The sequence below is a fragment of the Verrucomicrobiia bacterium genome, from assembly GCA_035495615.1.
Taxonomy (GTDB): Bacteria; Omnitrophota; Omnitrophia; order Omnitrophales; family Aquincolibacteriaceae; genus DATJFP01.
The window spans coordinates 1-21,585 of sequence record DATJFP010000089.1 but is presented as its reverse complement, the minus strand read 5'-3'; the positions used below and the strand labels follow the sequence as shown (position 1 = coordinate 21,585).

At 59.5% G+C, this 21,585-nt stretch carries 22 protein-coding genes and 1 tRNA gene; 1 reads left to right on the top strand and 22 read right to left on the bottom strand.

Translation table 11 applies throughout. The features are described 5' to 3' along the window. Positions 1-50: 50 nt before the first annotated feature. The 21 genes from VL688_11400 to VL688_11300 form a co-directional block, all read right to left on the bottom strand. Positions 51-554, bottom strand: a complete 504-nt coding sequence (locus VL688_11400) for a hypothetical protein (GenBank protein ID HTL48652.1) — start codon at positions 552-554, stop codon at positions 51-53. Next, positions 551-1,963 carry a PilN domain-containing protein gene (locus VL688_11395; protein ID HTL48651.1) on the bottom strand — a complete coding sequence of 471 codons (1,413 nt, stop codon included), beginning with the start codon at positions 1,961-1,963 and terminating at the stop codon, positions 551-553. The genes VL688_11400 and VL688_11395 overlap by 4 nt, the downstream gene beginning before the upstream one ends. After that, positions 1,960-2,988 (bottom strand): hypothetical protein, encoded by a 1,029-nt coding sequence (locus VL688_11390; GenBank protein ID HTL48650.1) that lies wholly within the window; start codon positions 2,986-2,988, stop codon positions 1,960-1,962. Before VL688_11390 ends, VL688_11395 begins: the two co-directional genes overlap by 4 nt. Beyond that, positions 2,985-3,578, bottom strand: coding sequence for a prepilin-type N-terminal cleavage/methylation domain-containing protein (locus VL688_11385; protein HTL48649.1), 594 nt, complete (start codon positions 3,576-3,578; stop codon positions 2,985-2,987). Before VL688_11385 ends, VL688_11390 begins: the two co-directional genes overlap by 4 nt. Next, on the bottom strand, positions 3,575-3,994 hold the full coding sequence (locus VL688_11380; protein ID HTL48648.1) for a hypothetical protein: 420 nt from the start codon (positions 3,992-3,994) through the stop codon (positions 3,575-3,577). The genes VL688_11385 and VL688_11380 overlap by 4 nt, the downstream gene beginning before the upstream one ends. After that, positions 3,984-4,448, bottom strand: coding sequence for a prepilin-type N-terminal cleavage/methylation domain-containing protein (locus VL688_11375; protein ID HTL48647.1), 465 nt, complete (start codon positions 4,446-4,448; stop codon positions 3,984-3,986). Before VL688_11375 ends, VL688_11380 begins: the two co-directional genes overlap by 11 nt. After that, positions 4,445-5,230 (bottom strand): peptidase MA family metallohydrolase, encoded by a 786-nt coding sequence (locus VL688_11370; GenBank protein ID HTL48646.1) that lies wholly within the window; start codon positions 5,228-5,230, stop codon positions 4,445-4,447. The genes VL688_11375 and VL688_11370 overlap by 4 nt, the downstream gene beginning before the upstream one ends. After that, a complete protein-coding gene (locus tag VL688_11365; GenBank protein ID HTL48645.1) occupies positions 5,231-6,382 on the bottom strand; it encodes a type II secretion system F family protein in 1,152 nt (383 codons plus the stop codon). 67 nt (positions 6,383-6,449) lie between these two features. Continuing rightward, positions 6,450-8,585, bottom strand: a complete 2,136-nt coding sequence (locus VL688_11360; GenBank protein HTL48644.1) for a secretin N-terminal domain-containing protein — start codon at positions 8,583-8,585, stop codon at positions 6,450-6,452. Next, a complete protein-coding gene (locus VL688_11355) occupies positions 8,582-9,070 on the bottom strand; it encodes a hypothetical protein (protein HTL48643.1) in 489 nt (162 codons plus the stop codon). The genes VL688_11360 and VL688_11355 overlap by 4 nt, the downstream gene beginning before the upstream one ends. A gap of 152 nt (positions 9,071-9,222) precedes the next feature. After that, positions 9,223-9,630 (bottom strand): type II secretion system major pseudopilin GspG, encoded by a 408-nt coding sequence (gene gspG / locus VL688_11350; GenBank protein HTL48642.1) that lies wholly within the window; start codon positions 9,628-9,630, stop codon positions 9,223-9,225. A 51-nt stretch (positions 9,631-9,681) separates the two neighbouring features. Then, complete coding sequence (locus VL688_11345; GenBank protein HTL48641.1) at positions 9,682-12,552, bottom strand: tetratricopeptide repeat protein; 2,871 nt, start codon at positions 12,550-12,552, stop codon at positions 9,682-9,684. Beyond that, positions 12,549-13,493: a DUF1189 family protein gene (locus VL688_11340; protein HTL48640.1), complete on the bottom strand. Its 945-nt coding sequence runs from the start codon at positions 13,491-13,493 to the stop codon at positions 12,549-12,551. The genes VL688_11345 and VL688_11340 overlap by 4 nt, the downstream gene beginning before the upstream one ends. Positions 13,494-13,895: 402 nt before the next feature. Next, positions 13,896-14,891, bottom strand: a complete 996-nt coding sequence (locus VL688_11335) for a hypothetical protein (protein ID HTL48639.1) — start codon at positions 14,889-14,891, stop codon at positions 13,896-13,898. 22 nt (positions 14,892-14,913) lie between these two features. Beyond that, positions 14,914-16,314, bottom strand: coding sequence for an MBOAT family protein (locus VL688_11330; protein HTL48638.1), 1,401 nt, complete (start codon positions 16,312-16,314; stop codon positions 14,914-14,916). 86 nt (positions 16,315-16,400) lie between these two features. Beyond that, positions 16,401-16,622 carry a hypothetical protein gene (locus VL688_11325; protein HTL48637.1) on the bottom strand — a complete coding sequence of 74 codons (222 nt, stop codon included), beginning with the start codon at positions 16,620-16,622 and terminating at the stop codon, positions 16,401-16,403. Between the two features lie 106 nt (positions 16,623-16,728). Then, positions 16,729-17,448, bottom strand: coding sequence for an SDR family oxidoreductase (locus tag VL688_11320; protein HTL48636.1), 720 nt, complete (start codon positions 17,446-17,448; stop codon positions 16,729-16,731). A gap of 39 nt (positions 17,449-17,487) precedes the next feature. Further along, entirely contained in the window at positions 17,488-17,907 is a 420-nt protein-coding gene (locus tag VL688_11315; protein HTL48635.1) for a response regulator, read from the bottom strand. Between the two features lie 7 nt (positions 17,908-17,914). Then, positions 17,915-19,447, bottom strand: coding sequence for a PAS domain S-box protein (locus VL688_11310; GenBank protein HTL48634.1), 1,533 nt, complete (start codon positions 19,445-19,447; stop codon positions 17,915-17,917). A gap of 128 nt (positions 19,448-19,575) precedes the next feature. Continuing rightward, positions 19,576-19,971, bottom strand: a complete 396-nt coding sequence (locus VL688_11305; protein HTL48633.1) for a c-type cytochrome — start codon at positions 19,969-19,971, stop codon at positions 19,576-19,578. Positions 19,972-19,979: 8 nt separating this feature from the next. Next, positions 19,980-20,360, bottom strand: coding sequence for a hypothetical protein (locus VL688_11300; protein ID HTL48632.1), 381 nt, complete (start codon positions 20,358-20,360; stop codon positions 19,980-19,982). Between the two features lie 211 nt (positions 20,361-20,571). Here VL688_11300 and VL688_11295 point away from each other — a divergent pair. Further along, a tRNA-Pro gene (locus tag VL688_11295) sits at positions 20,572-20,649 on the top strand. A 252-nt stretch (positions 20,650-20,901) separates the two neighbouring features. On the opposite strand, the gene VL688_11290 is transcribed toward VL688_11295, so the two are convergent. Next, positions 20,902-21,585, bottom strand: a 684-nt coding sequence (locus VL688_11290) for a glutamate-cysteine ligase family protein (protein HTL48631.1), incomplete at its 5' end; no start/stop codon positions are given.

Below are 21,585 nucleotides of genomic sequence, written 5' to 3'. Positions count from 1 at the left end.
GACCTGTCCCTATCCACGCCATGTCCCCGTCCATCCTGACGGTTACCTTGCTATTTTTGCGACAGTTTCACGGATGCGCGGACCGTGTTTTCGCCGTCCTGGCGCGTCACTTCCAGATTCGAGACGTAGGTCCAGCCGGCCGAGTCTTTGAGCTCGTAGAGAAAGCCCGCCACGTCGGTCATCGTGCCTTCGAATTCGAGCGCCAGAATTTCCTGTCCGGATTCTTCAGAAGGCGCGAGTTCGGACAGGAGAAGATTGTGGCGGTTGATCATGTCCTGGGTCGTGCGGATCCATTCGTTGCGCTCCAGGCGCTTGCCCGAAGGCAGCGGCGTTTTGTTCAGGATCTCGCTGTAAACGGCGCGATGCTTGTCGCCGTTCTTGGAAAGCTCCAGGTCCGTGCTGTAGTCCTGACGCGCGAGGTCGCGCCTTACTTCCAGCCCGGCCTCGACGCGGGAAAAGGCAAACGCGGCGGCAAAAAGAGCGGCCGCGAGCAGCAGGAATTTCTGGTCACCGGCTTGCCTCAGAAAAGAAAAGGAAGGTAGAGAAGTCTTCATGGCTTTTCCTTTTTCAAATGGCCCTCGATTTCGAACGTAAAAATCCTGCCGCGGTCGTCGGAAGAGGATTCGAGGCGCTCCAACGTCATCTTCTCGAAGCCCGGCTGCTTTTGGAGGCCGGCGAGAAAATCCTGGATCAGATTTTCGGCCACGGCTTCGCCTTTCAGCGAAAACACGGCTTTCGCCTCGTCGTAGGCCAGGCTCTGGAGAATCAGTCCCTGCGGCGCGGCCGCGCGCAGCCCCGCGAGAATCAGGAGCGGCGAAGTTTTTTTGCGGGAATAGCGCGCGGCTTTCAGGGCCTGCGAGCGCAGGTTTTTCAATTCCCGCACGGACGCGGAGACCGGGGCCTGGCGCACGCCGAGCCACGCGGTTTCGAGCGCGAGTCCGGCCGCGCGGCTTGCCGAAAGGACAAGCCAGGAGGCGGCGAAAAGCGCGAGCAGCGCGGCAAAGCGCGTTTTTTCCCGGCCGGTCCTGCTCCGGCGGCGGCGGTCTTCCCAGGACGCGGGCGTGAAATCGAACACGGCGCCGCTTGCGAACGCTTTCAGCGCGGCGCTTCCGAGCGCGGCCTCGTCCGGGCCTTCGCCTCCGAAACCTTCGCAGGGAATACCGCCGTAACCGCCTCGGGATTCATTCCCGAGCACCAGCGTTTTTTCCGGCACCCGGCGCCATTCGCGCTGGAATGCTTCCTGCGCGGTCTGCAGCACCGCGGCCGCGGCGGCGGGCTCGTCCGCTTCCTTGCCGAACCAGCGGCTTTGCACGAGCGCGCCGCGGTCGACATAAAGCACTTCGATCTGGCGCGCGGCGTCGTGCACGAGCAGCACGTTCTTGTCTTCTTCCCGGCGCGAGGGATCATTTTGATAAAGCCAAAGCAAAAGCTCCGTGGAAAGCATGACCGAATCCGGAACAACGCCCAGGCTCTCCAGCCTGCGAAGCTGCTCTTCGAGCGTGGCCTTGGCGATCCCGAAGAGGAGCGCTTCCTGCCCCGGCGTTCCGTTTTCCTGCAGCGCGACGTGATAAAGGATTTCGTCCGCCAGATGCGGCATTTCCTCGCGCACGCGGCGCAGGACCGCGGCTTCCTTCGATTCGCCTTCGCGGGCCTCGAGGCTGAAGGTCTTCACGAACGCAGCCTGGCGCGGAATCACGTGGATCCACGTGCCCTGCTCCTGCCGGAAACCGGCGATTTTTTCGCGCGCCTTTTGAAGGTCCTCCTGCGACGGCGATTCCGGAACGGGAATGGACTCGCGCGACGGCGCGTCTCCCGCGCCGAAAACCGTCACATCCAGGCGCCCGGCGGAAAAAAAGCTGACCGCGCGCATCCTCGGCCGTTCGGAAAGGCCGTGGGCAAAACGGCGCAGGACCGGAAGGTCCTGAAGCATATCTTGGAGCCCGGAAAAAAACGCGCGGTTCACGACGCCCTCCCCGCCGGCAGGACGAGAAGGCCTTCGTGCCAGGAAAGGATATCGAGCGGAACAAGGCCCGACAGCGCGCTGCGGGAACGCGGGCCGAGCACCGCTTCCATTTCATAGGACTCCGTGCCCGGCAGCGTGGACAAAACGCTTACGTCAAAAAAATGGGAATCCACGGTCGCGGATTGGACGAAAGCCCCGGCCAGGGCGAGCATGTCGACCGACGGCGTGAGGCGCAGTCTCGTAATCAGCGCGGAGGCTTCCAGGTCTTCGCTGCGGAAAACCTGCGGGAACGAATTCCCCTGCACCGTGGTTTTGGCGGAACGGAATTCGAGGATTTTCTGCAGCAGCATCTTCTTGCTGAAATCGCCCGAGTTGTGGGTCGCGATAATTGCTTCCAGGATGAGCGGATGCGCGGTGTTCAGGTTGACGCGGAAGGGTCCGGCCGTGCCCGGCCCGTAAACCGTGAGATAAGGCCGGAGGATTTCAACGTCTCCGGGCGTGATGTACTGGATCAGATAAAGCTCCTCGAGGCTTTCGAAAGCCGCGCCCTTGTGCTTGAAGCCTGAGGTGGACCGGCCGAAGCCGCCCAGGCCCGTGCCGCGCCACGCGGCAATGGCCGCGGCCAGGTCCGCGGAAGGCGTGACGAGTTTCTCGCCTTTGGCGCGGAGCAGATCGAAAAACTTCCGCAGGACTTCCGCGGGCGCGCTGTTGATGTCCAGCTTGCTTTCTTCGTCCGTGATCGTCAGCCTGAAACGCCCGCCGAAATCCATCTTTGCGAATCCCTGGGGCACGCCGTACCAGGAATCCCGGGCAAAATCCACTTCGGGCTCTTCGTCGGCTTCGATGAATTGGCGCGCCAGATTCACGGCGGCGAGATAATCGCAGGAACGCTGGAAACGGTTGTTCTCCGTGCCCTCGATTTTCGCGGCCAGGCGCGCGCGCGTCGCCACGCTCACAGCGAAAACGCCGAGGACAGCCATCACCCACAAAAAGACGATCAAAACGCTGCCTCTGTTATTTTTCATGTCTGGATTCCCAACACTCCCTGCGGCAGGAGGGTCTTGTGCCCGCCCCGTCCGCCGAACGAACCGCCGGAAAGTTCCACCTGCACGCCGCGCGGAAGCCCGGGATAAATATCCCCGCCCCAGGCGCCGTTCCACCGCGCCGGCCCGCTTTCGGCGAGCGTCAAAAAAGAAAAGCGCCCTTCACGCAGCCCTTCGAACAGCGTCTCGGCCGCGGCTTCCGTTTCTCTCAGGCCTTCTTTTTTCAGCGGCGTTTCCCGCCGCATGAGCTGCCCATTCCGGAACTGGTATTCGATCAGGTAAAGGCCTTCTTCCGGGCCTTTCGGCGTGTAGCGCCGCAGCCGCGCCGGAAAGGAAATCCGGTCCGGCCGCCCCAGGAACGGATAAAGCGAAACCGGCACGGCGTTGCGCAGTTCCTGCTCGAGCTGAAGGTAAAAGACTTCCCGTTCGCGCCCCGCCGCCAGGTAATCTTCCGAGCGCTTGAACGCGGCCAGGCCGGTCTGAAAACTCGCGACAAGGCCTGCCAGGATCACCGCCACGATGACCATGGCGATCAGGACTTCGATGAGTGTGAACCCTTTTTGATTTTTCATTTCGCCGCGCTCTGCTGGCGGATGACCGTCTCGGCCTGGAAAACTTTCTGGCCCGACCCGTTTTCGACGTTCATGACCAGGCGTCCGTATTCGCCGTGGCCGCCTTTGGGCACTTCCTGCGCTTTCGTTTTCTCGACACCGAGCGGAACCAGCCGGACGCGGGCCTTCAGGCCGTCTTCGCCGAGGTCCGTCGCCTTCTCTTCGCCGTGCTCGGGAACCACGCCCTCGTCGATACCCGCGAACACCGAGAACAGCAGCTCGTCCAGGAACTGTTTGGATTCGGCCTGCTGCCGGTTGCGGTCGCTGGCCTGGAGCGCCTGGCCGAAAAGCCGGAGCGAGCCGGTCACGCCCACCGAAAGCACCATGAGCGCCACGAAGGTCTCGAACAAAATGCTGCCGCGCGCGTCACGAAGCATAATGAATCTCCAAAGCGCCAAGGCGGTTCTTGATCTGGAGCGTCGCGATTTCGCCGCCGTTCCGTGACACGGTGACGGCGTTACGCGTCACGGTGCCGTCCGGAAAAAAATAAACTTCATGTCCCTCGCCGAGCACGACCGCGAATTCCCCTTTTTTCTGGAACCGCCGGGACAGCGCGTCGCGCAGCGGCTCGAAATCTTTTTTCGCATTCGGCTTGGAGGCCGTGCTCACGCCGGTGTCATTGTCCACGGTCATGCGGTAAATCTTGCCGTCTTCGATCGCCTTGAACTGCAGGTAGCGCACGTAGCCGGCCAGGTCTTTGACATACAGGCGCGGAAGGCGCTCATTGTAAAAACGGGAAAAGCCCGCGACCGCGAGCGCCGCGAATGTCGCCACGAGCGCGAACACGATCAGGATCTCGACAAGCGTGAAGCCCCGGCTCGAATTTTTCATGCGGCTGCCGGCACGGCCGAAGCCGCCCACTTGCCCTCGAACGCCTGGAGCGTGGGAAAATCCTGCGGGTAATTTTTCGCGAGCGCGTCCTGCGGCGTGTCCCCGTCCCGGAGGCTTCGGCAAAACCCCGCGAACCGCTCCGAGCCGTAACCTTCCAGGAGAAACCGTACCACGCTTTGCGCCTGCGCGTAAAACATCACGGCCTCATCGCCCGGGGTCTCCTGCAGATTGCCGACCTTCATGAACGTCTCCATCGGAATCCATTTCTTTTCCGCGATCATCTTCGCGATCCAGACGTCGAATTCTTTCCGTTTGTCTTTTTCCTGCGCCATGGCCACGCCTTCGTCCAGCCACAGCGGGATGCGCCCCTTCCCCCCCACGAAATCTCGGAAGATGAGATGCGCCAGCTCATGCGGCAGCACCGAATCCAGGAAGCCCGGAGCTTCCTGGAACGACAAAATCATGCGGCGTTCCAGCACCGCGGCGCCGTTCGACCAGGCGGCCTGCCCCGTTTCGCCGAGGTAATGCTCGCGCGAGCCGTACACGTAAATCTTGCAGCGGCCGTCCCAGGTCCAGAAACCGTCGCGGCGCGCGTAACCCAGCCAGTTGGCGATGGCGTCGTAATAAAGCTCGGACTTTGCCGCGACCTGGTCCATGAACGTGCGCTCGCCCGTCGCCGAATACACAATGAAGTGGTCGCTCTTGATCTCCTGCCAGGGGGCCTGCGCCCAGGCCGCGGGACAGGCAAACAGGGCCGCGAGAAAAAAAGGAAGCGCCTTCATTTATTTCACCGCCAGGCTCATCTCAAAAATCGGAAGCAGCATGCTGATGACGAGGACACCCACACTCACGCCCACGAGCAGGATGAGCGCCGGCTCCACCAGCGTGGAAACGATTTTGAGTTTGGCCGCGAGCTGGCGTTCATAGAAACGCGCGATCTTGTCGAAAGCGCCGTCCAGCGTTCCGGTCTCCTCGCCCACGCGCAGGAAATGCTTGGCCAGGTCCGGCAGCCAGTCTTCGTGCTGCAGGGCCTCCTGCAGCCGTTCGCCGCGCAGGATTTTTTCCGAGACCGCGGCAAGCGACGCGCGCAGGGAATCGCTCGCGACCACGTCGCGGGACGAACGGATCGCTTCCAGGATGGGCACGCCGCTTCGGAGCAGCATGCCCCAGGTGCGCATAAGGCGCACGAAATCGCCGAGGGAGAAAAGGTCTTTCAGGAAAGGCGTTTTTTGCGCGATCGAAATCAGAAAAGGCATGAGGCTGAGCTTCTTGAACCGCGCCAGAAGCGGCAGCGCCGCGAACGGAATCAGCACCGCGAGAAATCCGCCGTGGCGCATGAACCGGCTGGCGGCGAGAAGGAGCCGCGTCATCAAAGGAAGCGGCGTGTCCCAGGCTTCGAAAACCGTGCCGACCTTCGGGATCACGAAAAGGAGCAGCACAAGCACGGTGAGCACGCCGAAGCACGCGACAACGGCAGGATAGGTCAGCGCCTGAAAAAACTGGCTGCGGGCCTCGGCGCGCCGGGAGTAAGAAGCGGCCAGTTCCGAGCACACGGATTCGAGGGTCCCGCCCGCCTCGCCCGCCTTGATCATGCCCGCTGCGGCGCGGTCGAATACCGCGGTCTCGCGCGTCAGGGCCTCCGAGAAAACGTCGCCCGCGCGCAGGGCTTCATTGACTCGCGTGAGCGCGGCCTTCAGGCCGGGCCGGCGCGTGGAGCCTGCGATGAAATCCAGCGCGGAAACAAGCGTCACGCCCGAGCCGAGCAGCGTGGCCAGATGCTCGAAAAAGTCGGCCAGCTCCTGGTCCGGAACGCGGGACGAGGTTTTTTCCCGGCGCGCCGGTGCGGGCGCCTTCCACGGCATGGCCACACGCGTGACGGAAGCCTTGGACGCTTCTTCGCGGATCTCGTTTTTATTGGTGATGAATGTCGCCATTAAAAATTGCTTTCGTTTTCAAGGCCGCGCGCAAAGCGGGCCCGGATTTTCTGCAATGATTTCTGGGCTATTTTTTGCGGGCGTCGCCGCGATCCACGGCAAGCCGCAAACTCAGGAGTTCTTCTTCGGACGCGAGCCCTTCGGGAAAGGCTGCGAAAGGTCCCCCGTCCTGGACGGCGCGCAGGACCCGACGCTGGTCGGCTTCACGCACCGGGCCGGGGTCGACCCAGGAGATGTCTCGAATGGTTCCGTCCTTGCCGACTTTCACGGCCACTTCCACGCGGCCTTCGACGCCGGCGGCGGCCAGACGCGCCTGTGTTTCGCGCGCGACTTCGATCTCATAGCGCTTTCCCGCCGCGTCGGGGTCGACCAGCGGCTTTCCTTCCTGATAGGAATTGAATTCGTTCAAGCTGTTCTCATAAGGCAGCGCGCGTTCGTACAAGTCCTTCGGCGCGAAATACTGCGGCATCTTGTTCGAGCGCATTTTCCAGTACGGGTCGTGATCGATGCGGAAAGCGCCCTGCGAGTGCTTGAGCGCCTTGCCGAAATCGTAGCCGCCCACGAGGTCGAAATTGATGAGCTGGTCGTCTTCGTTGAAATACTTCGAGTGCTCTTTCGAGGTCGCGTCGCCGTCGACGATGTACGGGGTGAGGAAAATGACGAGCTCGGTTTTCTGGTAGCTCACCTGCTCGCTGCGGAAGGCCGCGCCGAGGAACGGGATGTCGGACAGGACCGGGAGCTTGCGGCGGATCTTGGCTTCGTTGTCCTTGATCAGGCCGCCGACGATGAGCGTCTCGCCGCTTTTCACGACGACGGTGGTTTCCAGCGTCTGTGAAGACACGATCGGGATCTGAGAACGCGTGAACGGCGTGTCGCTGCCTTCGGAAACGCTTTGCACGCTGAGCGACCCGGTCTGCGAACTCACTTCGGGCTTGAGTTTCAGCACGACTTTTTCGCGGTCGGCGATGGTAGGCACGACCGTCAGCGTCACGCCCACGTCTACGAACTGGATGTTGTCCGCGGTCTGCGAGGTGGTCTGCCCCTGCACCACGGTCTGGGAAACGTACGGCTGGCGCGTGGCATCGACGAGCTTTGCCTCTTCATTATTAATGACCGTGATACGCGGCGAAGAAAGGGTGTTGGTCTTGCCCACGTTCTGGAGGAACGAAAGCACCACCGAAAGCCCCTGGAGGCCGCCGAAGGTGAACGTGCTGAGCGTGCCCGCGCCGAGCGCCGCGGTGGGGACGGCCACGTCAAAGGCCGGCTTCAGTTCCACGTTGCTGAACTTGGCGACGTTCTGCCGGACGAATTCCCAGTCGATGCCGTAACGGAACGCGTCGAAAAGCGCCACTTCGATCACCTGGGCCTGGATCAGCACCTGGCGCGGCTGCACGTCGAGCGCCTTGATGACTTCACGGACCTGCTCGAGCTTTTCTTCGCGGTCCGTAACCGTAATCTGGCTCGTGCGTTTGTCGACCTTGAGGATGCCGGTCTGCGGCGTCAGGTAGTCGCGAAGCTGAGCTTCGAGCTCGTCGCCGCGCGCGAACTTCAATTGGAAGACTTCGGTGGCGAGCGGCTTGTCGAGCTGCGCCATGGCATTTTCCATGGCCGCGATATTTTCCTGACGGTCCGACAGGATCAAGGTGTGCGTCCTCTCGTCAAAAACCATCTTGCCCTTGGGGCTTTTCAATTTCTCGACGACCAGGCCCACGGCGGCCGGAGACGCGTGCTGCACCGGGATCGCCTTGGTCGTGTATTCCTTGCCGAACGATTTTCCGTAGGCGTCCTCGAATTCCTTGGACGTCATCACGTTGATGATGCCGCTGTCTTCGACGTAGGCAAGCTCCAGCGAATTGACGATCGTGTCGAGCGCATCGCGCACTTTCACGTTCTTCAGGTAAAGCGTGACGAGGCCGCGCACGTTCTTGCCGGCCACGATGTTCAGCTCCGAACGCTGGCTGATGATCTTGAGGACGTCCAGGATGTCCACGCCCTTCAGCTCGAGCGTGATGCGCGGCTCATCCATCTGGCGGTCCGGGCCCACGGCGGCCATGATGGCCGAATTGATGGAATTGCGGGTCTCGCTTTGCCGCACGTTTCCGGGGCCGTTGGAATCGTCATCGGCGCGCGCGGCGGGAGAAATCGAGGAAATGAGAAAGAGAACGGACACGAGCGCGGCGCAAAAACGGATGGACCGGGTCACGAGTTACCCCCTTCTAAAAGCAGTTCCGCGCTTTCGCCCTGGAATTCGACCTTGATGCTGCCTTGCGTGATCTCGGCCACGGTGAACCGGTCGAACTTTTCTCCCTGCCGGGCGAAATAGGTCTGCTGCGTGGTGACGTTTTTAATCAGGGCCTCGGGTTTCTCACCCTGAACAATGCCAATGAGTTGGAATGATTTTATCATTTCACTCAGGCCCGGCCCCTGGACCGCCACGACTTCTTTGGGAACATAAAACAAGGAATGCGTCTCAAAATCCCGCGAGAGGTTCTCGAACGGGGGGATTTCCGGCGACGCGACCGGAGCCGCGAAGACGGCCGCGCCCTTTTCCGGAGCGGTCAGCCGGAACGGAATACCTCCTAGCTGAATCGCCGCAAGTAAAAGCACGGCCGCGGATAAGAACAGCAGCGCAGAGCTTGCGTACGGGAGGGGTTCGGTCAGGACCGGGGACTTTGAAGGACTTTCCAAAGGAGAGATTCCTTTCAAACGAAAAAATTAGGCGTTCGGCATAGTACCAAAACCCGCACAGCGTGACAAGACTTTTCATGACAAATCTTCAGGGTTTTTATTTCGCATGTCCAAATGCGGGCGGGAGTAGCGGAGAATGAAAGGAATGTAGGTTAAGCTTCGCGCGGGGCGTTGGTAATTTCGTCGCCGGTGCCGTCGGCTTTGTCCGGGCCGAGGGAATAAAGATCGTAGCCGTCCGGATTGGCCGAGCCCGGAAAAGTATAAACGTACGCATTGCCCCACGGATCTTTGGGCAATCCCCGCTTGAGGTAAGGCCCTTTCCAATTGTCCGCGCCGGAGGGCTTCTGGACCAGATCCGGCAGGGCCGACGGGTATTTCCCCATGTCCACTTCGTACATGTCGAGGGCAAGGGCGACGTTCCCGTTCACATCCGCGTCCGCGGCTTTAATGCGGGCCTCGGTGGTCCTTCCGGCCAGGCGCGGGAGCGCGAGACTGGTCAGGATCCCGAGGATCACGACCACCACCAGCAGTTCGATCAGCGTAAATCCCTTTTGATTCATAAAGTGGCCGGATTCTAGCAGAGGAACCCGGGCGGGGCAAGACGTCCCGGATCAGCGGCTCAGGAGGATCTTCGGCGTGGTTTCCTGCAGGCGCTGGCTCACGGCTTCCTGGCAGGCTTCGTATTCGGGGATGGTGTAGGCGCCGCCCACGAATTCGTAGGTGCTGTCCATTTTGAGTTCCCCGGACTTCTGCGTCACCGCGGTCTGCGAACGAAGGCAGGGGTCCTGGCCCTTGGCCGTGCCCGGCGCCATCGTGGATTCCATCTGATATTCGGAAGGAAAATGGAACGTGACGCTGGATTTCACCTGCGCGGGAAACACCAGGGCGAGAGGAATCTGGTACTCAGCGTTCATCTGCGGCCAGAGGTATTTGTTTTCCCATATCTGTGGCAGCGCCGCGTAGAGCCGGCTGCCGATTTTCTGGAACGCTTTTTTGACGTCGTAGGAGTATTCGATCTCGAACGGATCGTCCTCGATTTCCATGTCCTTGATGTTGACGTCCTGCAGCTCGACTTTACCGTAGAGGGCATGCAGCATGACCTTGATCTCGAGCTTGGTCTTTTCGTCGTCCAGCCCGGCATAATGGTTCTGAAGATCGCCGGCCCAGCCTTTCCGGAAAAGGAGCTTCTCAGTCACGTGAAGGTCCTCCCCTTTCATCTCGAGCGTGCGCGCAACTTCCAGGCTGCTGCCGCCGGGTTCCAGGCCCTTGGCCTGGCGTTCGATCGCGCCCATGCCGTCCACATATTCCTCGATCGGCTCCGAGTCCGGCACCGAATCGCGGGCGCGCACGAAAGCCGCGCGAGATTCCGGATATTTTTTCAGCGCGGCCAGCGCATAGCCCTGATAAAAATGCACGTCCGCGATGGCCGGATGATTTTTCAGGTAGTCTTCGGTCACGTTGATCACGTCCTGGTAGCGGCCCTGCTGCATGAGATGCCAGAAATAATCGGTCCTTACCTCGCTGTCGAGCGGATGTTTTTCATAAAGCTTCTTGTATATGTCCAGGCCCTGCTCGACCTGGCCTTCGTCGTTCAGGAAAGAAGCGACCGCCGACTGCGGGCCCAGCGCGCCCGTCCCTCCGGCGCCGGCCAGCGCGGCCAGCTTCTCGTACGCTTTTTTCTTGCCGCCCATTTTTTCCATGACGTCCGCATAGTCTTCCAGGATTTCCCGCTCCGTGTTTCCCTCGGCGATCAGCGCCTCGTAAAGCTCGGCAGCCCTTTTGTTCTCGCCCGCGAGAGCCGCCAGCGACGCATGCAGCTTTCGCAGGCCCAGGTGCTTCGGGAATGCGGGCGCGTATTTTTCCGCGATCGCGAAGCCCTGGCCGTACAGCCCCTGGTCTTGGAGGACCGTGAGCAGGCTTTCCAGGATCACGGCATCGTCGGTCTTGAAGGCGTGCGCCATCCTGAGAAGCTCGAGGCTCTCGGCTTTCTTTCCCTTGTGGAAATATTCTTCCGCCATGCGCAGGTACGCATACGCGTGGCGGTCGCGTTCGGCCGGCGTGAACGTCTCGCGCTTGGGCGGCGGCCCGCCCGCCACTTCCACCATGTTCAGCCCTTCTTCGAGAATGGCCGGGTCGCCTTTGCCCAGTTCCGCCGCATTGAAACTGATGATGAGGTAAACAATGGAATCGCCGCGCAGCACCTTCACGCGGTAAAAATAATCCTTCCCGTCGATCGGCTGCGTGTACCGGATGTCGTAGCCTTCGAAGCCCGGCTGCGAGATCGGCTTGATCCCGTCGGCGGGCACGCCTTCGAGCGCGATCTTGTTGAATTGAAGGAGCGCGGGCGCCACGATCGCGAGCGGCGGCGCGGGCCTGTCCCAGAATGCGACCGGATAAACGAGCAGCAGGTTGTTGGTGTTCTTGGTGATTTTAAAATCCGGCAGCGCGAGCCCTTCGTCCTGCGGCAGCCACCAGGTGTCCCAGCCCTTGTCCTTGGCGTGGACCTTGTAATGGTATTTCTCCGACACAAAATCCTCGGCCAGCGACGCGGGAAGCGAGGTCTTGTCTTTGTCGAGGATTTGGAAACCCGCGGCCGCGCCGCGAAAATCGTCCATCAGCTTTTCCAGGGGATACTCGCTCGAAGACCAGACGATGATCTGATAATAGAAGCCGTTCTGGCCGCCCAGCCAATGCACGCGGTGGATCGGCCCGGACGCGGGAAACGTGAGCTCGGACTTGAACAGAGAGCCTTTGATCCCGCCCACTTCAAACGCTTCTTTGCCGACCTGCTTGTGCTGGGTCGCGCCGGCGATATTGTGGCCGTAAACCTGGTCGGCCATCGTGCTGTCGAAGCCGGGCACGAGCGGGACGCCGGACTCCGCGATGATCTGAATGTAGACGGCCGGATCCGCGCGAAAAAATCCGGCAACGGTGATCGGACTCACTTTTTGGAAAGAATATTCCATCCACGGCCCGGCGGGTGAAGTGTAACGCAGGTTGTACTGCGGAAATTCATAGACCTTCCGGTCCGCCGGCTGAACCGGACCCGCGGCCGCGGGCGCAGAGGCGGACGCAGCGACCTTCGGCACCACGGGCATGCGGCTCGTCATGGACCGGAACGCCACGAACGGCGACGCGAACAGAAGCAGACAGGCCAGCACGAGCTGGAAAATCGCGGGCTGGGCCGGCGCTTCGGGCGCGTCTTCGTCGTCCGCCACCAGATCAGAGGCCGCGCACACGATCGTAAAAAAAAGTCCGGTCCAGAAAAGGCCGCTCCCCAGGCACAGGATTTTGGGCGGGACCGCGTAAAACGGTTCCACGGCGCCGAAAAGATTCAAAAGCACGCCCGCGAGTGAAAGGCACAGCCCGCCGTAAAAAATCCGGACCGTGAACCGGCGGCCCCGCAGCAGATGGCGAACGCCTCCCGCGAAAAAAATCGCGGCCAAAATGGCGTTCACGCCGGGAGAAAAAAGAAAGCTCATGCCGCCTCCATGTTTTTCGGGATGCGGTTGCAGAGGACCGCGAAGAGAATAAAAAACATCGGGCCGAAATACGAAATCGAGTCGGCCAATCCGTCCGGCCACCAGATGGACAGGAGGCCGTCGACCAGGAGGACCGGGGTGAACGCGATGGCCGTCAGCCGGTAAGCGTCCTGAAACGTGGCAGGGACCTTGAACAGCCGGCAAACGAGCTTGGTGAGCATGGCGTAAAAAAGAAAGATCACCAGAAAAAAAACCCAGGAGCCGAGCCAGAAAAAGGGATACAGAAAATACGTGAACAATCTTGTGCCCTGGTTGACCCAGTGCATGACGATTTCCGACGTGAGCACGGCATGGGCATCGGGCGAGAAATTCACGATGCGCGCCTGGCCGTTGGATTCGCGGATGGCGAGCTGGCGGGACGTCATGATGATGTAGCCCGGGATGTCCTTCAGGTCCGCATTCGTCTTGGTGGTGTCGAACACGGCAAGCACGGAATTGTCTTCGGGATTGTGGATGGCCAGAGGACTCGGCCCATCGTAGCTCATCTGCCCGTTGGAAAACGTGAGCCGAGGCATCTGCCGCACGGAAGGCTCGACGATCCTGGCCACGTAGCCGTCGGCCTGGCGCTGTAATCCGAGGAAATACGGGATAAGCCCGAACGGAATCACGAAGGCAAGATAAAGAACGCCGCTCCCCTTCCACCGGCGGAAGACGTCGCGGTAAAAACGCGCGGAAAAAAAAGAGAAGAAGAGAGCCTCGATGTAATTGAAATGCCGGCCTTCCCGCTCCGTCAGCTTTTGGAGCAAGTCCGCCTCTTTTCGTTCCTGCTCCAGGCGTTCACGATCCCGCCGGGCAGCTTCTTCCAGATCCGCGCCGCAGTCCGGGCAATGCGTAAAATTCAAACCCGCGGGGATATAGGCCTTGCACTTGCCGCAATTCATGAAATCCTCAAAATGATGGGTAAGGAAAGGGCGATTATAGCGGAAATAAAAAAATGGGGCGAGATTTTAAGAGTGGGGCGCTCTTCCCGGGAAGGTTCCGCTTCCCGGGAAGCTGCGATGCCGGATTAAGATCGCTTGCAGCCGGATTAGCAGCCGCGCATGAAATAAAAAAGAAGAATGAGCGGCAGCGGCACGCCGAGAAGCCAAAGCAGCAAGCCTCCGCGAAGTGCGCCTTTTTCGTTCAGCTTCGTGATGATCCCGTTCATGTCAGCCTCCTTGATTAGGGGGAAGGCGTTCGAGGCCTCACCCGCGACTACTCTAATCCGGGATGCAAGTCTCTGGCTACCGGGGAGAGGGGCGGTTTTCTGTCGGAATTTTTCTGAATTCCCGGGGCAAACGGCCTTAAGCGCCGCGGCCGTCCGGGGTTTCCAAAACCACGCTCTGGATGAGGAAGTCTGTGAACTTTTCCCTGCCGGACTCAGCCAGATGCGTGAAATCCGTAAAGTCCGCGTCCGAGGCCGGCGGATAATTTTCCTGCCGCCAAAACGGAAAATGCAGCGCCGCGGCTTCCTTTGCCATGAAATCCAGATGATCGGCGCATACGGCCTCGTAATTGGGCAGATCCAGGATCCGGGGATTGAGCGGCGCGTCGACGACCGCGAACGGGATTCCCCGCCCCATGATCTCCGCGGCCATCGCGTGAAAAACCCTTTTGTTGATCGCGGCATAGCGGTCCAGCTCGGGCCTCATCGCCTGCTTTTCTTTCAGCCTCTCCGCTAAAACAGCCTCGCTCAGACGTTCCTCGTAGGCAAACCATTGCGGTTCCTGCCGGAAGCCATCGGCGAGATAGACGACCGCGGCATTCGAAACATAGCGGAAGTATTTGGTCGACGGCAGGAGGAGAGCCGCCGCAACGCCGGGGATGCTTTCGCCGCGGAGGTCCTCCAGAAAATTTCGGAAGCCGTAAAGCGGGATCAGCCGGCAAAGCTGTTTCAGGGAAAATGAAAAGTCCCGCAGTTTCTCCGGAAGGTATCTTACGGATTGATTGCACCGGTAAGAGAGGAAGACGATCATCGCCGGCTTTTGGGCCAGGACCCTGTCGAGCTGCAAATAGGCGTCAACCGGGCCTCCGGCGCTCACGCCCAAATTGATCACTTGGATTCCGGGATGGCCCCCGGCGGGCAGCGCGTCGTTGGCGCGGCGGGTGTCCACGCCCTCCCGGGCCTGGCTCGATCCGAAAAGATAAAGAGGGCGCGGGCCGCCGGACGCTCTCTGAATCCCGGCTTCCATTCTCAAGGCGTCATGCCAGGGCCTGGAATAAAGGAAGAGCTGCGGCCAGAAACAGCGCCTGATTTGCGGAGCCATGACGCCTTCTACCAGCGCGATGAAGGCCAGCATGAGAAGAAAAGCCGCCGGCGGTTTAAAACCGGAAGTAGATGAATTCTTTTCCACCCGTTACTCCGAACGTGGCAAGGCTGTAAAAAATGAACGTGTACAAAAGGGCCCTGGGCACAAGCGGCATATGAAAAACGGCCAGGGGGTCTTTCTTCGCGTTTTGAAAAGCCTCCATCGCGAAAAGCAAGGCGGTAAAGGCTGCCGTTTCCGCGAGAACAAGCCGCGGGCCGTAAGCGAAAAAATCCGGCGGAGAGGAAACCAGAGCTGCCAGCATCTGGCCGATCTGGCCGATCGAATTTGCGCGGAAGAAAAGCCAGCCCAGACAGACCAGGTGGAAAAAAACGAGGGCTTTGACCGCGTCCGGAAGTTTGGGCATGCGGCCCGACGCGAGCCGGTGCGCGATCAGCAGGAAGGCGTGATACGCGCCCCAGATCACAAAGGTGCCGCGCGCGCCGTGCCAAAGCCCGCCGAGAAGCATCGTCAGCGCGAGATTGCGGCAGGTCCTGAACGTGCCCTTCCGGTTCCCGCCCAGCGGAATATAAAGGTAGTCGCGCAGCCAGGTGGACAGGCTGATGTGCCAGCGGCTCCAGAACTCGCGCGGGTTCCATGAAAAGTAAGGCAGATTGAAATTTTGCATGATGTCGAAGCCCATGCACTTTCCCAGCCCGCGCGCGATGTCGGAATAGCCGGAAAAATCGCAATAGATTTGGAAGGCGAACGCATACAGGCTCAAGATCACCGTCGCGCTGCCGTAGGGCGGCCCCGAAAAAGTCCTGTCCACCAGGTGCGCGAGATTGTCCGCCACGTAGACTTTCTTGAAAAGCCCGATGAAAATCAGGTAGCTGCCTTCGTAAAAAGATTCCAGCCGCAGCGCGCGCGGCCGCTGCATCTGCGGCAAAAGGTGCGAAGCCCGCTCGATCGGCCCGGCCACAAGCTGCGGGAAGAAAGTCACAAAAGCCGCGAAATCCAGGAAGCTCTTCGAGGCTTCGATGTCCTTCCGGTAAACGTCCACGACGTAGCTGATCGACTGAAAGGTATAAAACGAAATGCCGACGGGCAGCACGATTTGGAAAAAAGGAAAGTTCAAGGAGGCGCCGAAGGCATGCGCAGCCTTGCTCAGGCTTCCCAGGAAGAAATTAAAATACTTGAAAACCCCCAGGACGAGAAGATTGAGTCCGACGCTCGCCGCAAGAAACAGCTTCCGCTTCCCCTCTTCCGGGCTTCCGGCAATGGCCCGCGCCATGACGTAATCCACGGTAACCGTAAAATACATGAGCGCAAGGAACCGCCAGTCCCACCACCCGTAAAATACGGCGCTGGAGACGGCCAGCAGAAAATTCTGCGCTTTCAGATTTTTCCGGAGAAGGAGGTAGAGCGTGTAGACAAGGAGGAAAAAAACGGCGAATACGGAGGAATTAAAAAGCATGGCGCGGAGGGAACGAGCCCCTGCGGGCTGAGGGGGCGCGGGATGCCGCTTCAGTGGAAGCTTTCACTTTCCCACCTTCTGTCGTGTTACTGTTTTGCGAGGCAGGCTTCTTTGCAATCGTTTTCGTCCCGGGATACCCGGCCGAGGCAGGCCGCGTAGGCTTTCGCCGGAATTTTCGGGCAGCTCTCGAGCGCCTGCTTCTTCTTTCCGTTGCACATCATGACGCATTCGCTGAGCTGCGCCTGCGCCGGAACCGGAAGCCCTGAAATCACGGCAAGAAAAATCGCCCCCCAAAGCATCTTTTTCATTCGCAAAGCCCTAATAGTTTTTAGTGAGGAAGGCAAGTCAACACGGACGCGCTGTGAGGAGAGATTAGCGGCTAAGTCTGAAAAAGTCAATTCGGCGCCGGCCGGTTTATTTCAAACCGGTGCTCGCGTTTTTCAGACGGGTGCCGATTTCCACGGCATAGGGATCGGGCCAGATTTCTTCGGCGCCGCTTTCGAGGCCTTTCCAGATATTGAGCGCGACCTGGCGGGGCGTTTCTTTTTCCATTTGGAGATCCGCGGCCATGTCCGTGTCGACCGGACCGGGATAAACGCCGGCCACGGACGTTCCCTGTCCGGCAAGTTCTTCGCGGAGTCCCTCGGTCAGCGAATGCTCGGCGGCCTTGGACGCGCAATACGTGCGGAAACCTTCGAAGGTTTCGAAGGCCGCGACGGACACGATGTTGACGAGCGCGCCGCCGCCGTTTTTCTTCAGCACCGGGGCAAAGGCAAGCGACATGTTCAGGGTGCCGAAGTAATTGACGCTCATTTCGCTTTGAGCGCCTTCGGCTTTGTAATGCGAGACGAGGCCCGAATAACCGGAGATTCCGGCATTATTGACGAGAATCGCGGTGTCCTGCGCCCGCTCCGCAGCCTTGAGGATCTGCGCTTCGGACGTGATATCCAGCTCCAGCGCGATCACGCGGCCCTTGCCCTTCTCCACGAGCTCCTTCAAAGTTTCCGGCCGTCGTGCGCCGGCATAAATTTTCGCCGCACCCTGCTCGAGCGCGGTTTCAACCAGCGCTTTGCCGATGCCGCGGTTGGCGCCGGTTACAAAGATCACGGAATTTTTAATCGGGATGGAATTCATCTTTCCTCCGGGAGAAAGGCGGCGGGCAGGACCGGCCGGTTATTTGTAGCAGTACCTTACTTCTTTGACCCAAAAATCGCAAAAGGTTTTGACCAGACTCACAAGTTCGGAAAAACGCATGGGCTTGTTGATGTAACAGTTCGCACTCAGGCCGTACGCGTCGCAGATGTCCTTTTGGAAAGCGGAGCTCGTCAGGACGATGACGGGAATGTTCCTGGTCGCGGGATCGCCTTTGACCCGGCGCAGCACTTCCATGCCGTGGGTCCCGGGAAGATTGAGGTCGAGAAGGATGAGGTCCGGTGTCTCGGCGGCAGCGTACTCCCCCTGATGAAAAATATACTGCAGGGCCTTGTCGCCGTCTTCGACGATCGTCAATGCGGTGGAACAGCCATTGGCAAGAAATGCCTCCTGAATGGCCCTGCGGTCTGCGTCATTATCCTCGACTAAAAGAATTCTCATAGCGCTCCTATTTTTCGCCGTCCGCTTTGGGCAGCGTGAATTTGAATGTCGAACCTTTTCCGGCCTCGGATTCGACCCAGATCATTCCTCCATGCCCTTCGACGATTTTCTGGCATATCGCGAGGCCGATCCCCGTTCCCGGATATTTGTGCTTGGCGTGCAGTCTCTGAAAAAGTCCAAAAATTTTCTTGTGATGTTCGGGAGCAATCCCGATGCCATTGTCCTCCACGGAAAAAACCCAGCTGTCCGGTGTTTCCTCGGAGGAAACTTTAATTTTCAACGGCCGTTCGCTCCTGTACTTAAGGGCGTTGGAGATCAAATTTTGAAACAGCTGAAGGATCCGCGCGCCGTCGGCCGGCACGATGGGCATGGGGCCCGCTTCGATTTCCGCCTGGTTGGATTCCAGCGAGGCCCTCAGGTTGGCCAGGACCTGCTTCAGGATGGAGCCAAAGTCGGCGGGCCTGATGCTGTTGATCTTCGCGCCGGTCTGGGAGAATTCGAGAAGGTCGCGGATCAGCTCCCGCGCCCGCTCCGCGGCGTCGATGGCAAAGTTCATGTATTCGCGGCTGGCCGAATCGAGTTTTTCCCCGCAGCGCGCATTCAAAAGGTCGATGTAGGTCGCGACCGTCCTCAAAGGCTCCTGAAGGTCGTGAGACGCGACGTAGGCGAATTGCTCGAGCTCCCGGTTGCTCTGGCGAAGCTCGCGCGTCCGCTCCTGCACTTCTTTTTCCAGTTTGTCTTCGGCCTGCTTGCGCTCGCTCATGTCGCGCGTAACCTTGACGAAGCCCGTCAGCACGCCTTCTTTATTCCGGAGGGGCGTGATCACGATCGACGCCCAGTACACGGTGCCGTCTTTGCGCACGCGCCAGCCTTCATCCACGCAATGCCCTTCGCGCACGGCGATCTCCAGGTTCCTTTGCGGGAGCTTGTTTTTGAGATCCGGGTCCGTGTAGAAAACGGAAAAATGCTTCCCCAGAATTTCGGCCGCCTTATACCCCTTGTTGCGTTCGGCCCCGACGTTCCAGCTGGCGATGTTGCCCTCGGGGTCCAGCATGTAGATGGCATAATCCTGAACGCTCTCGATCATCAGGCGCAGGCGCTCATCGCTCAGCCGCATCTTATCTTCAGCGGCCTTCTGCTCGGTCATGTCCCGGGTTACTTTGCAGAACCCGCGCGTTGTACCGTCCTCGCCATGCAGCGCCGTGAGCGTGACGTCCGCCCAAAACCGGCTGCCGTCCTTGCGGAGCCGCCAGCCTTGATCCCTAACGCTCCCGCGTTTCAGAGCCTCTCTCAGTTCAAGATCCGGCTTCCCTTTCTGAATGTCGTCAGGCTCGTACAGGAGGGAAAAATGACGCCCGATGATTTCATCCGCCTTGTAGCCGTTGATGCGTTCCGCGCCTTTGTTCCAAGTTTGAATAAGTCCAGCGGGATCGAGCAGGAAAATAGCATAGTCCTGAACGCTGGCCACCATGAGGCGGTAGGCATCGTCCGCGGGCCGCAGAGGTTCGTGAATTTGAGCATTAATCGGCTGAGTGGCCATGTGAGGATATTTTATCCGAAACGGAAACAACTGAGATTGATTTTCTTTGGTTTCACGGAAAAAAAACGCTCTCGTAAGGAATTCACTTACAAACTTTTAAAAATACGGGAAAAACCTTACGGGCCGATTTAGTGAAGCCCCTGAAGATAAGCCACCACGGCTTCCGCGTCTTCGGAATTCAATCGGTATTGCGGCATGGGCGGCCGCGCGTGCGTCCCGTTGGGCCGCTCGCCGGTCTGGAGAAAATGCACGGCCTGCTCGTGAGTGTAACCGGGCCAGCCCGTGAGATTCGGGGCGCGGAGCGCCCACGCAGTGGCGAATTCCGGCTGGAGCACCGGCACGGGTGCGCCATGAAAAAGCTTTGACTCGAGGAGATTTCCCTTCGCGTCTCGCGGTGTATGGCATTCTACGCACATGGACGCGCGGCGCGTCAGATATTCTCCGCGAGCTGCGGCCTCCTCCGCAAAACCAGGAAGCGGTCCTAAAAATATCGCGGCAAGCAGGACTCCGATAAAAAGGCGCATGCGATCTTTCAACCTCCCCGGGGTCCTTCGTCGGATTGCGTTTCGCCGACGGATTCCGCGCCGGCGCCGCGGTCAGAAGGCGCGCGCTCCGCCGTTGCGTAGCCTTCGGTGATTTGCGTGGGCGAAGAGATGCTCTGCAGGATCCATCCGTCGCTTTCCGTCTCGACAATGGCCGTGACCGGTTCGCCAAGCTGGATTTTGCGGAGGACCGGTCCGTCCGAACCTTTCCAGCGGATAAGGGTGATTTGTTCTCCCCCCGCATTGTCGGCTTTGACCATGAACGTATTGCTTTGAGGATCGATCTGCACGACGCGCCCCGTGATGGCTTCGGCCCACGCCGGGACCGCCGCAACTCCCATGAGCGCCCAAACTAAAATAAATGTTTTCATAAAACCTCCAGAGGGTTACTGTCGTACTTTGCAATAAAAGGCGGCTTCCCGCTATCGGCAGGACGTGCATCTTTGAGCCGGGTTAGGAGGAGGCGGGGCTGAGGCTTTGGCTCACCGAAAATCAGGCAAAACCTTCTCGATAAGAGTTTTTACTGAAATTTACGGTCGATTTGTATATAATGCCGTCCTTTCCAGCTCTTCTGCTCTTCATCGGGATGTAGCACAGCTTGGCTAGTGCGCTTGCTTCGGGAGCAAGAGGTCGCAGGTTCAAATCCTGCCATCCCGACCATCTTAAAAGCGTCAAGGCGTCCGCCTTGGCGCTTTTTTATTTTATGGCAGGATTTGAAGCGAAGGAGAGCCGAAGGAAAAGGCGTAAGTCGAAGACCGCCGGAAGCGACTGAGGGGAGGCTACACAGCGAGGCTCCGTCCGAGCGCAGGAGCCAATCCTGCCATCCCGACCCTCTTAAAAGCGTCAAGGCATCCGCCTTGGCGCTTTTTTATTTTATGGCAGGATTTGAAGCGAAGGAGCGCCGAAGGAAACTCAAATGCGAAGGTAGGCCAGCATTTGCCGGATATCGCCCTGCCATTCGTTGTTCCATTTTTCCAGCAGGGTTTCGGCCGGGGATTTGCCGGGATCGGTGATGGCTTTCTGGATGCGCTTGAGGAAAACGCATTCGGAGCGGCCTTCTTCCTCGGTGGTTTGAGTCCCGAGACTGGCGCAGGAAAGCGCGACAAGCTCCCTTGCGATTTCCAGGATCGGCGTCTTTCCGAGAGAGGCCTGCAGCCCCTTGCGGGGGACTTCTTCCACGAGCCTTTGCCGTTCTTCGCGCGTCGCGGACGCCACAAGCTGCCAGGCCTTGTCGCGGGTCTTCTCGTCGTAAAGGATTCCCTTCCAGAAAGCGGCGACCGAAGGAATGAGCTCCGCGCTTTGTCCGTCGATGCCGCGGATTTCGAGGTATTGTTTGAGCCGCGCCTCGGGAAATGCCGTGCTCAAATGCAGCTCGAAATCGTTGAGCGTGGCCTGCGCGCCCTGATAACCATTCTTGAGAAACTCGCGGAAGGAAATCCCGCCCAGCGGAATCCAGTCGCCGCCGCGCACGATGAACATGACCGGCATTTTCAAAACGTATTCCAGGTAATCGCGGAAACGGCGCCGTTCGTCGAGAAGCTCCCACAGGATGCCCGAGCGTTCCGGATCGGTATAACGCCAGATTTCCTGGCGGAA